An 11275-nucleotide genomic window follows, 5' to 3' on the forward strand; every position below is an offset into this window, starting at 1 on the left:
GGGTTTTCTCCAGACATAAAAAAACCCGCACTGGGCGGGTTCTGTTAATGGCTCGTGCGAAGCGATTACTGCTCCGGCAACTGAGGCCACATAAGGGTTTGAGGATAGTGGGGCTGTTGCTCCACCCGGTTGACTTCAACTCGGTAAACTTTCCAGTCATGCAGCCTCTGGATTTCCTCCGGGGTAGCAATCCCGAGCTCCACCGAGTCCTGCAGCGGGGCGATCTTTTCTGCGGCCTGCTGCAGCAGATGACTCTTCTGGTAAGAGATTTCCGCTATCAGTTGCCCACTCGTAGGCACAGCGCAGGGCGCAATGTCACCGAATTCTCCAGCTATTGCCTTCTGGAAAATCTCGCGCCCATGGGCCTCGCCGTCATTGGGCGTTGCCGTGAAAGGCACCTCGCCCAAGCCTTCGAAGGTCACCAGCAACGATATGCCGGTCTGCGCCTCGTCCACCCAGAATGGTTGGCTGGCTTTCAAGAAATTCAACATTCACGCGATCCTCAGGAACAGACTGGCCCCGCCAGTTCCGCTGTTGTTGTCACTATAGAGCTGGCCCATCAGACGCCAGGTCCCACCAGCGAAGTTCTTCACTCCATTGGTGTCTCCGGCGATGTTGGTATAGAACAGACTGCCGCCCGCCGAGACCGACCCGGCCGCCGCGCCCAACGCCCCGCCGGCATTGTTTCGCAAGAGCGCATACGTCCCGACGGCGCCGGTTGCAGAGTTTGCTGCCAGACGCGACAGGCCGTGCATGTCCGTCCAGAGGTAGCCCAGATCAAGGGCATCAACCTGGATTCGTGCCCCGGTGCCGTTCTGCGCCCACCCGATGTAAACCGTATTGGTACCCTGGGCATTGCCACCACCTTGGCGAACCGGGACAAAGCCCAGCCAGCTCTGAAGATAATGAGTTCCGCCATCTGTTTTCCTGCAGTAGACGTTGCCGCCATCATGACCTATGCCAACGGCGATCCCCTCCCTGGAAGCTCCGTCGGTGATCCCGTAGCCCCCCAGCGTTGTTGCTTTACCGGCCTTGCCCGCGAGTGCGTTGGTAACGGTCGCTGCGAAACTGGGGTCATTGCCCAACGCTGCGGCAAGCTCCTTGAGCGTATCCAGCGAGGCCGGCGCACCGCCGACTAGATTTGCAACAGCCGTCGACACAAAGGCAGTGGTAGCCAATTGTGCGCTGTTACTCCCGGCAGCAGCAGTGGGTGCTGTTGGGACGCCAGTCAGTGCCTGCGAGTCGACCTTCGCCAGCTCCACTGGCGTTCGCCAGCTCCCATCACTGTTGCTGGATCGCCCCCAGAACCGATCGGTGTAAGGGGCATTCATCAGCTCAAAACCGCGGCTGCCGTTGTAGGTCACCCGGATGACAAAGGCGTTGGTATTCGGATACGGCGATACAGGTCCTGGGAGGTAATACATTCCCGATTTCAGGTTAGCCAGTGCATCCGCATCAGCTGGAACACTGCCCGTAGTAGCACTTGCCAGCCCCGCACCTTGCAGAGTGGCTTGCACGGAAGCAGTGGTACTGAACTCCTGCCAGGCCTGCCAAGTGCCATTGCGGCGTCGGTAGAAGATGCGCTCCACGCCGTATGGCTGGAAGAGCTGGAAACCGGCTGTTCCATAGACCTTGTGCAGAACCAAGCCTGAGTTCGCAAGTGGAGTGCCTGCTGCGCTGGCCGTGACATAATAGAACCCTGCAGCGGCAGTCACATCGTCCACATCCGCAAGAGTCGGGGCGGCTCCCGCACCTCCAAGACCGATCTTCTCCCGCAGGACATTCCAGACATACCCAGTCGTAGCCAAAGCATTGTCTGCCCGATCACTTGCGGCTGTCGGAGCCATCGGAGCCCCACTGAATACGGGGCTATCCAGGAAGGCATTCTCCCGCCAAGGTCCCCAAGCGGAAGTTCCCCTACGGCGAATCCAGGTGCGATCCCCGCTATACAGCACGAATATCTGGAATCCGCCTGCACCGTAAACTCGATGAATCAACCCGCCTTGCGCCACGATTGGTGTCCCCGTCGCGGTGCTTGGAACGAAGTAGAGTCCGGAAAGCAGCGATGGATCATCCAGGTCATTTGCCTGAGCACTGTTCAGAGAAGTTGTCGCGAGGCCATAGGCTGCCATCGCATTCCGCACGAATGCCGTGGTAGCAAGACTGGTGTCGTTGTCCGATGCATCCGGTGTCGGAGCCGTGGGGTTGCCGGAGAAAGCCGGCGACGCCAGTCGCGCCAACCCGTTAGTGATGTTCTGGAATGTCAGTGCAGTCGCACCCAGAGCAATGGGCGCATCGGTGACCAGCTGCCACACCGTATCGGCCTGGGCTGTCCCAGTTTCGACAGAGACAGTCAGAGCCGGGGTCACCTCGGCATTTTCGTCGCAGTCCTCGCTACGCTTCCAAGCTCCGCTGGCGGCAACGTAGATGCCGTTCTCGCTGGCGGTCGTCTGGTTCTTGACCAGTACCCTGTCGCCAGCGATCAGCGCGACGCCGTCCACGCTCTGGATCCCGCTCAAAGTGATGTTGGCAGTGGTTGCCGTGCGCACGGACTGCTTGTAGTCCGTGCGATTCATGGCACTGACGATTGCACCGTCCACATAGTCCCGAGTCGCCAGGACCACGCTGGGATCGACGGTCAGTTGAACCGACGACGTGTTGCTGACGAGCAACACCATGCGGACGGTCTGTGTGCGGCCGCTGCCTTCGGCCAATTGCGGTTTGTACGAGGGCGCGCAGTTGGCATAGGCGACCAGAGCCCCCGTCTCGTCGTACAGACCGAGTTCACGAAGCCACCAACCGCCCACATCGGCGGGAATGATCTGCTCGGCAATGATGCGTGAGCTATTGCTCGGATCGACATCAAGGCTGTTCAGAGGTGCACGACGCACCTCGTTGACCAGCGCAGTACGACCGGCATCAGGCGTGGGTACGGTACCTCCGCCGTCGCCCACAGCAAGCTGGGTAATCTTCAGAGTGGTGCCTTGCGCAGTGGCATTCGCCAGCTTGCCGGCACCGATGGTAGTGAGGAGTGCGTAGTAGGTTACGGCCATGATTGGACACTCAAGCAGTCGATGTCAGATTTCAGTCCAGAGGACTGTTGCCACCCGATTACGGAGGGCTGGAGAAAACGGTGATGGTGTCCCCGTCATAAACGACCGAGCCGACGTAGAGCGGCCCCAACGGTTCCACGCTGATATCTAGCCCAATGAGGTGTCTGGTAAGAGGCTTAGCGTCATCAATAAGACGCTCTACCTCCTGGTACATCTCTTCGCTGATACCGCTGTCGAGTACGCCGATGCGCAGTCGAAAGGTACCGGGCTCGCCCTTGGGCTCCATGTGCCACCACTCGATTACCTCGATGAGGTAACCCAGCGGCTCAATCACCCGCCGGAGCGCGGCGATGGTTCCCTTGTGCTGATGGATGCGAAACGCAGCGGCCACCGCCTTGCGCTTCACCGCCTCGTTCCAGGCCGGATCCCAGCGGTCCACCGACCAGGCCCAGGCGAGATACGGCAGCAGCGCGACCGGGCAGCGTTGCGGGTCCATCAGCTCGCGCAGGGGCACTGGCAGGTCACCGACCTGCACATCGGCCAGCGCACGCTCCAGCGGCGTCGAGTTGATCGGCAGCAGGCGGCTACTCATCGGAGCCACCGACGCGGATCTGGTAGCCGCTGCAATAAGCCGCCTGGGTGGAGTCGAGCACCACGTCCGCCGCCGGCTTCGCCAGTTCGACGCGCTGCACGCCTTCCACATGCAGGGCGGCAAACAGCGCGCTGCGGCGGATATCCCGGCCGATGCGGCGCTGGGTAGCGATGTAGCTCTGCAGCGAAGCTTCGGCAGCCTGCTGGATCAGCTCGGCCTCCGGCCCCGGGTAGATATAGAGCACGGCATCGACCTGGTAAGGCACGATGGCGGCGGACTGCACCGTGAGACGGTCGCCTACCGGGCGCACATCCTCATCGTTCAGAGCCATGCGCACCGCCTGGAGCAGCTCTTCCGAGGCAGCGCCGTTGCCCTCGGAGGACAGCACGCTGACCAGTGCTTCGCACGGCTGCGGGCTGACCGCCGAGACGTCGGCGATGCGCCCGTCGGCGCCGAGCGCGAAGGCCACGTAGGCGTTGCGCGGGCCGGCCACCGAAAGCTGATCGAAGGCCAACTGGGTGCGGTTGCGCAGCGAGTCGTCGCCCTCCAGCACGGCCGGTGTCGGCGGCGAGGTGGTGGCGTCCGCCTGCTGGATCACCAGGCGCTTGACGTTGTAACCGGCGGCCAGTTGATCGAGGTCGCCCTGCGTCGCATAACCGAGCATCACGGCACGGGCGGCGTCGTTGATCCGGGCGCGCAGCAGCAGCTCGCGGTAGGCCGCCAGCTCCAGCAGCTTGACCACCGGATCGGACTCCAGCGCGGCGTTCCAGGCCTCACCCATGGCACTGCGGAAATCCGCCAGCAGCTCGTCGTAGAGGCTCTCGTAGTCGAGGTTTTCCACCACTTCCGGGGCGGGCAGCTGGGACAGGTCGATGAGGCTCATGCCGCCACCTCCAGACCGACTTCGTCACCCAGGTAGATGCCGCGCAAGCGCAGCGAGACGCTACCGCCCATCACCGCCGTCACCTGCACGGAACTCAGGCGCAGGCGCGGCTCCCAGCGGCCGATGGCGCGGGCTACTTCCGCCTGTACTGCTCCCTTCCAGCCCTCGGTCACCGGCAGGTCGACCATGCGCCGCAGGCGACTGCCGTACTCGGGGCGCATGCGTCGACTGCCCAGCGGCGTGCCGAGGATGTCCTCGATGGATTGTTTCAGGTGTGCCAGCCCACTGAGCGGCTGGCCGTTGCGCCGATCCATGCCGATCATGGCCGCGCCCTCCGCCACTCGGGGTGCGCACAGGAATCTTTGCCCATGGCAGGTCTCCAGAAATGCAAAGGCCCGCACATGGCGGGCCCGGGTTGAAAATCGACATTCGTCAGTGGGTGTGGTGATTGCTGTTGCCGGCGGTGTCCATGATCGAACCGGTGCTGCTGATATTGCCGTTCACCGTCAGCGCTCCCTTGATGTTCACCGGCCCGGTCAGCTGGATATTCGCGGCAGTGACGGTCACCGCCCCCGGATCGATCACCACCTGGGTGCCCCCGACCTTCACCGTTGCACTGCCGGCAGGCAGTTGCAGGTCGTAGCGATGCGCCTGCCAGTCGTAGCTCAACACCGCGCCATCGGGGAAATGCCAGCTCTCCACCTCGCCGCGATTGTTCGGTGCAGCCGCTGCCGCGCCGAACAAGCCGGGCACGAAGGTGCCCATCGCGGCCATGCCTGACGGGCTCAGCAATACGCCCTGCTCGCCCAGGCTCGGCGCGCGCCAGTGCCGAGCGGCACCAGCGGCCTGTGCATGCCAGCGCACCCAGGCGCTGGTCCACTCGCCGGACCGCACACGCACCCGCGCTGCCGCCAGGTCCACCGCTACCACCTCGCATGGCATGACCAGCGCGGCCAGCATGCGGTCGTGCTCGGCGCTCACGTAGTCCTGGTTCATTGCAGCGCTCCAGGGTCGAAGTAGTCGTCCTCATGACCGGGACCGGTCTCGGGATCGAACCCCAGCACCAGGCTGCCCGGCGGCTGGTCTTCCCAAGGCCATTCCGTTTCACCGAGCAATACCGGTTGCTGCCACTCGACCAGCCAGGCCCGGCACGTCGCCAGCGCCGGACTCTCGCTGTCCGGCTGGGCCTGGATGAAGCTGACCGGCTCCAGTTCCAGCCCCCAGTTCTGCGCGCGCAACAGCATGGCCAGCGCGGCGACGTTGCGCAGTGCAAAAGCCTCGGATTGCGCGTTATCTTTTGCTACCAGAATGCGCGCCTGGAGCCGGCAGACTAGAGCTGTCTGCCCATTGCCGGGATCGCGGCCGGGCAGCAGGCCGGCGTACTCCAGCGCCAGCGCAGGAAGTGTCGCCGGTGCTTGCTTGAGTGGGCCACGCAGAAAGGCGCCGATCTCGGTCAATCGCGTGGATAGCGCCTGCTCCACCGTGTCGAGCAGCAGGGCGAGGGTCAAAGGTTGTTCGGACATGTCGTCTCCTTGAAGCATCACTCTTGTCCGCGCTCGCTTGGCGGCAGTTCGCAGACGCCCAGGCGCTTCGCCGCCCAGCGCTCATAGAGGCCGACGGCGATCTCCGCGCCGGCCGCCGCAGTCAGGCTGCCGATGGCCGCGGCCAGCGTCAGCGAGGCCCCGCAGGACATGGCCAGGAACATCACCGCCATGCCACAGACGATGGAAGCGCCGGAGCGCAGCGCCAGGCGTCGCAGCAATCGCCAGCCGCCCAGGCCCGCCTTGTCGGCGCGCCACATTTCACCGCTGATGCCGCCCGCCACCGCGAGCAGGATCAGCCCCCACAAAGGCACATCGGCCAGGGTCTGAGGTTCGTTGCCCATTGGCTCACCTTGGATAAAGACGCCCGCGAACGGGCGAAACCGGCGGCTATCAGCCGGCCGGGGATCACTGCCGGCAAGCTCGCCGGCCGCCCGCCGAATCGGCGGTTCAAAAAAACGCGGGCATGAAAAAGCCCGGCGCTGAGGCCGGGCTTTTCGGGGTTTCGCGTTGTGCTCCCTGGGGACGCACCTTTACAAGAATGACTACTTTTTACCCCCCGATTCCCGCCGGAACAAGGCTTCTTAGGGAATGCGCTGCAATACGCAGATGACACACCGCAATGTGCCGCCGAAACGCCGAAATCCAGCGTCTGAAATTTCAGAGCACCTTGCTCATCAGCACGGTGGTAAAGCCGCTGTGCCACTCCTCATCCGGGTAGAAATCGACCTCCGCATAGCCCTGCTTGCCATAGAAAGCGCGCGCCTGCTGGTTGAAGGTGTCGGTCTCCAGCCGGGCCCGGGCGAAACCTGCTGCGCGGATATTCCGCTCCGCGTGATCCAGCAACACAGCACCAATGCCGCGGCGCTGCTGGCCGGGTGAGACGTGCAGGGCATCGATGAAGTCGTCGCGCCAATCGAGCAGGCCGACGATCTCGCCATCGATGCAGGCGACCTGGAAATGCGGCAGGCGCTCGCGCAAATAGGCGACGGTATGTGCGGAAGACTCGAAGCGCGCGATGGCTTGGGCACTGAGCGCGGGCTTCCAGGTGGCTTCATAGGTTTCGCCGAGGATGCGCAGGATGGCATCGGCGTCGACCGGTTCTGCGCGGCGGAGAAGAATAGGCGTTTTCATGGGGCGCGAGCATAGCTCAAGGCACCCCGTGGAATGCACGAAGCCCGGCGCAGGGCCGGGCTTCGGAGAAGGGCAGGAAGGACTCAGGCGACGCGGCGCATCAGTCGCGACTGGATGCTCTGGTGCGCCACATGCAGGCGCAGATAGAAGGTGTTGCGGCTGCAGCGGCAGTGCCGGTACTTCTGTGCGGCTTCGCTGTCGCGGTTGAGGTAGTGCTCCGTGACCACATCCTTCTGCTCGTCCGGCAACTGGTTGATGATCAGGTCCAGTTCGGCGACGCGGTCGAGGATCACCTTGCTACCCCGGGTGCCGCGGATCATTTCGCCCTTGTTGGCGATCATCATCGCCAGGAGGTTGCCGCCGGCGTAACCACCGCCCGCGCTACCCGGATTGTGCATTTCCTCGGCCCAGAGCTTGAGCATTTCATCGATCGGCTTGATCACGGCATTGCTCCCTGGCGGCTCAGTGCCGCCGCTCCAGTTCGTCCATTGCCTGGCAGTCGATGCACCGCGTGCAGCCCGGCGCGGCCAGTCGACGTGCGGGTGGAATATCGTCGCCGCAGTCTTCGCAATACTCGGCGGAGCTGACCGCCAGGCGAGAGCGGCGGCTGTGCAGCAGGTCTTCGATCCGGTCGAGCACCAGGTCGTTGGCGTAGTCAGCGATATCAGCCACGGCGCACCTCCGTATCGACGGCGTGTGCGCAATGCCCGGCGTGTTGCAGGTGTTGATTCATGAAGGTCCTCCTGGCGACCTGCCCTCCGTGGTCGCCGAGCCTTCGGTCGGCCTGTGGTGGTCAGTCGCGATCTGTTCGTCGCGGACGCCTGACCATCGTGGCGGCGTCCCTTGCCGTTGCGCGGGCAGCACCTCCCTGGCCTGCCCGCGCCCTCCAGCCTGCGCCGCGCATCGCGGTTCGCAGGCAACCCGCAGCGTCCTTGCCGCGGTGAGGGGGAAGCCGTTCGCCTCCCTTCAGCCGAACCGGTATTCATCTCTTCGGTCGGCTGCTGGTTTTTATGATTACAACTATAGCTATACTTAGTCAACACCAAAGCTATTTACAGCCTACAACCCAGGAGGTAGAGTGCCCCCATGGAAAACCCACCCTCATCGACGCTGGCAGACCGCCTCAAACAGGCGATGGCCTCGCGTAACCTGAAGCAGGAAACCCTGGCTGAAGCTGCCGGGGTTTCGCAGAACACCATCCACAAGCTGACCTCGGGAAAGGCGCAGAGCACGCGCAAGCTGATCGAGATCGCCAGCGCCCTGGGCGTCTCGCCGACCTGGCTGGCCACCGGCGAAGGTTCGCCGGCGGCCAGCACCAGCACGCCGGTAGTGCGCCCGGCCGATGGCAGCCCGCTACGGCTGGAACCGCTGCACCCATGGGATAGCGACACACCGCTGGACGAGGACGAAGTGGAACTACGCCTGTACAAGGAAGTGGAACTGGCAGCCGGCGCCGGCCGCACCGCGGTGCGCGAGATAGAGGGGCGCAAGCTGCGTTTCTCGTACGCCACCTTGCGCGCGGCGGGAGTCGACCCAGCGGCGGCGATCTGTGCCCAGCTCACCGGCAACAGCATGGAGCCGCTGATCATGGATGGCTCCACCATCGGCATCGACACGGCCACCACGCACATCACCGACGGCGAGATCTACGCCCTGGAGCACGAAGGCATGCTGCGGGTGAAGTTCGTCTATCGCCTGCCTGGCGGCGGCATCCGCCTGCGCAGCTTCAACCGCGACGAATACCCTGACGAGGAATACCCGGCGGAGCAGTTCGACAGCGGGCAGATCCGCATGATCGGCTGGGTGTTCTGGTGGTCGACGGTGCGCCATCGCCGCGCACCGACCCTGGTTCGCTGAGCGTCGCATGCTGGTCATGAACCCCGCTTCGGCGGGGTTTTCTCTGCGCGGCGATTGAAAAGAAATACAACCTTTGCTATATTTTCTCCTGTCGCCACCACCATCGGAACAGGAGAGTCCCATGCAGTCGACCGCCGATATTCGCCCCGCCCCGCGCCCGGAGACGGTGAGCCTGGTGTATCAGATCTTCGGAGACGTCCTGGTGCCGCTGGAGCAGGTACGCGAGCGCTGGTTCCGCAACCTGAACCGGGAGAATTTCAGCAAGGCACTGTCCTGCGGCCGCATCGCCCTGCCGGTGACCACGTTGGATGACAGCCACAAGGCGATGCAGTACGTCGCGGTGGATCATCTCGCTGCGTATGTGGAGGAGCGCTCGCAGCAGGCGAATGCTGCCTTGGTTCAGCGCAAGTCGGGTCTTCAGGTGATGGAGGCGCGCCAGGCCGGGTGATCAGGCTCTTGTAGGAGCGAGCTTGCTCGCGAACGGCGTTGGCCGGGTGCTCCGATGTTGATCGGTTCGCGAGCAAGCTCGCTCCTACACAGAGCAGCCGGCGACTGCGCGAAAGCCGAGTCAGGGAACCTGATGTATCGCGTAGGAGCGGACTCCGTCCGCGATAGCTCCCGGCGCGACTCGTAGCTGGATATCGCGGACGGAGTCCGCTCCTACGAAAAGAAAAAGCCCCGCCGAAGCGGGGCTTTTCAGTCGAGTCAGCGACTCAATCGTTACCGTGCAAACGCGCGGTGTGCTCGGCCAGAGCCACGGCGCGGAACATCGCACGGCGCTTGTTGATGGTTTCTTCCCACTCCGCTGCCGGGACCGAGTCGGCGACGATGCCGCCGCCGGCTTGCACGTGGAGTTCGCCGTTCTTGATCACCGCGGTGCGAATGGCGATGGCGGTATCCATGTTGCCATTCCACGCGAGATAGCCCACGGCACCGCCGTAGACGCCACGCTTGACCGGCTCCAGCTCGTCGATGATTTCCATCGCACGGATCTTCGGCGCGCCGGACAGGGTGCCGGCCGGCAGGATGGCGCGCAGGGCGTCCATCGCCGAGAGCTCCGGCTTGAGCTGGCCGTTCACGTTGGAAACGATATGCATGACGTTGGAGTAACGCTCGATCACCATCTGCTCGGTGACCTTCACGCTGCCGGTCTGCGACACGCGACCGACGTCGTTGCGGCCCAGGTCGATGAGCATCAGGTGCTCGGCGATTTCCTTGGCATCGGACAGCAGGTCCTCTTCCAGCGCGCGGTCGGCTTCTTCGGTCGCGCCACGCGGGCGGGTGCCGGCGATGGGGCGTACGGTGACTTCGCCGTCCTCGACGCGCACCAGCACTTCCGGTGAGCTGCCCACGACGTGGAAGTCGCCGAAGTTGAAGAAGTACATGTAGGGCGTCGGGTTGAAGCAGCGCAGCGCACGGTACAGGTCAATCGGCGCGGCGGCGAAGTCGATGGACATGCGCTGCGACGGCACGACCTGCATGCAGTCACCGGCGAGGATGTACTCCTTCACGGTGTCCACCGCCCGCTCGTAATCCTCGCGGGTGAAGCTGGCGCGGAACTGCGGCTCCGGTGCGTTGACCGCGCTGAAGTCCAGGCCGCGGCGCGGGGTGATCGGCTGGCGCAGGCGCTCCAGCAGTTCATCCAGTTGCGCCAGCCCCTTGTCGTAGGCGTCGGCCTGGGCTGGGTCGGCGAGGACAATCGCGTGCATCTTGCCGGCAAGGTTATCGAACACCACCACGGCGTCGGAGACCATCAGCAGGATGTCCGGATTGTTCAGCGGGTCCGGGTTCGGGCACTGCGCCAGGCGCGGCTCGACGTAGCGCACGCAGTCATAGGCGAAGTAGCCGACCAGTCCACCGTTGAAGCGCGGCAGGCCTGCGATAGTCGGCACGCGGTAGCGATCCTTGAACTCCTCGACGAAGGCCAGCGGATCGGCGCATTCGAAGCTCTCGGTCTCGGCGCCATCGACCTTGATGCTCGCCTGGTGGCCGTAGACGCGCAGCACGGTGCGGCTGGGCAGGCCGATGATCGAGTAGCGGCCCCACTTTTCGCCGCCCTGCACGGACTCGAGCAGGTAGGTGTTCGGGCCGTCGGCGAGCTTGAGGTAGATCGACAGCGGGGTGTCGAAGTCGGCAAGGGTTTCGCAGGTCAGCGGAATGCGGTTGTAGCCTTCGGCGGCCAGGCGCTGGAAATCTTCGCGGGTCATGATCAGCC

General features: G+C 63.9%; 14 protein-coding genes. 2 read left to right on the top strand and 12 right to left on the bottom strand.

Annotated features, from left to right (window positions below):
• Positions 1–65 precede the first annotated feature (65 nt).
• From G4G71_RS29665 to G4G71_RS29720, 11 genes are all read right to left on the bottom strand, one after another.
• Positions 66–491 carry a tail fiber assembly protein gene (locus G4G71_RS29665; protein WP_169942371.1) on the bottom strand — a complete coding sequence of 142 codons (426 nt, stop codon included), beginning with the start codon at positions 489–491 and terminating at the stop codon, positions 66–68.
• Positions 492–3053, bottom strand: coding sequence for a phage tail-collar fiber domain-containing protein (locus G4G71_RS30015; RefSeq protein WP_240964857.1), 2562 nt, complete (start codon positions 3051–3053; stop codon positions 492–494). It abuts the gene before it with no gap.
• A gap of 58 nt (positions 3054–3111) precedes the next feature.
• Positions 3112–3645 (bottom strand): phage tail protein I, encoded by a 534-nt coding sequence (locus G4G71_RS29680; protein ID WP_169942373.1) that lies wholly within the window; start codon positions 3643–3645, stop codon positions 3112–3114.
• Entirely contained in the window at positions 3638–4528 is an 891-nt protein-coding gene (locus G4G71_RS29685; protein WP_169942375.1) for a baseplate assembly protein, read from the bottom strand. The genes G4G71_RS29680 and G4G71_RS29685 overlap by 8 nt, the downstream gene beginning before the upstream one ends.
• On the bottom strand, positions 4525–4851 hold the full coding sequence (locus G4G71_RS29690; protein WP_169942377.1) for a GPW/gp25 family protein: 327 nt from the start codon (positions 4849–4851) through the stop codon (positions 4525–4527). Before G4G71_RS29690 ends, G4G71_RS29685 begins: the two co-directional genes overlap by 4 nt.
• A gap of 109 nt (positions 4852–4960) precedes the next feature.
• Positions 4961–5524, bottom strand: a complete 564-nt coding sequence (locus G4G71_RS29695; protein ID WP_169942379.1) for a phage baseplate assembly protein V — start codon at positions 5522–5524, stop codon at positions 4961–4963.
• The gene (locus tag G4G71_RS29700; protein WP_169942381.1) at positions 5521–6051 is read right to left on the bottom strand and encodes a hypothetical protein; all 531 of its coding nucleotides are present in this window, start codon (positions 6049–6051) and stop codon (positions 5521–5523) included. The genes G4G71_RS29695 and G4G71_RS29700 overlap by 4 nt, the downstream gene beginning before the upstream one ends.
• Positions 6052–6068: 17 nt before the next feature.
• On the bottom strand, positions 6069–6413 hold the full coding sequence (locus G4G71_RS29705) for a phage holin family protein (RefSeq protein WP_169942383.1): 345 nt from the start codon (positions 6411–6413) through the stop codon (positions 6069–6071).
• A gap of 316 nt (positions 6414–6729) precedes the next feature.
• Positions 6730–7203, bottom strand: a complete 474-nt coding sequence (locus tag G4G71_RS29710) for a GNAT family N-acetyltransferase (protein WP_169942385.1) — start codon at positions 7201–7203, stop codon at positions 6730–6732.
• Positions 7204–7286: 83 nt separating this feature from the next.
• Positions 7287–7646, bottom strand: a complete 360-nt coding sequence (locus G4G71_RS29715) for a PA0613 family protein (RefSeq protein ID WP_169942387.1) — start codon at positions 7644–7646, stop codon at positions 7287–7289.
• A gap of 19 nt (positions 7647–7665) precedes the next feature.
• Positions 7666–7875 (bottom strand): TraR/DksA C4-type zinc finger protein, encoded by a 210-nt coding sequence (locus G4G71_RS29720; RefSeq protein WP_024763589.1) that lies wholly within the window; start codon positions 7873–7875, stop codon positions 7666–7668.
• A gap of 414 nt (positions 7876–8289) precedes the next feature.
• Here G4G71_RS29720 and G4G71_RS29725 point away from each other — a divergent pair, with 414 nt between their 5' ends.
• Together G4G71_RS29725 and G4G71_RS29730 are read left to right on the top strand one after the other, a co-directional pair.
• Positions 8290–9060, top strand: a complete 771-nt coding sequence (locus G4G71_RS29725; protein WP_169942389.1) for an XRE family transcriptional regulator — start codon at positions 8290–8292, stop codon at positions 9058–9060.
• A 121-nt stretch (positions 9061–9181) separates the two neighbouring features.
• A complete protein-coding gene (locus G4G71_RS29730) occupies positions 9182–9508 on the top strand; it encodes a pyocin activator PrtN family protein (RefSeq protein ID WP_054908044.1) in 327 nt (108 codons plus the stop codon).
• Positions 9509–9773: 265 nt separating this feature from the next.
• Here G4G71_RS29730 and trpE read toward each other — a convergent pair whose 3' ends face one another.
• Positions 9774–11267 carry an anthranilate synthase component I gene (gene trpE, locus G4G71_RS29735; RefSeq protein ID WP_169942391.1) on the bottom strand — a complete coding sequence of 498 codons (1494 nt, stop codon included), beginning with the start codon at positions 11265–11267 and terminating at the stop codon, positions 9774–9776.
• Positions 11268–11275 lie beyond the last annotated feature (8 nt).

Origin of the sequence: Pseudomonas multiresinivorans (assembly GCF_012971725.1) — a bacterium.
Taxonomy (GTDB): Bacteria; Pseudomonadota; Gammaproteobacteria; order Pseudomonadales; family Pseudomonadaceae; genus Pseudomonas; species Pseudomonas multiresinivorans.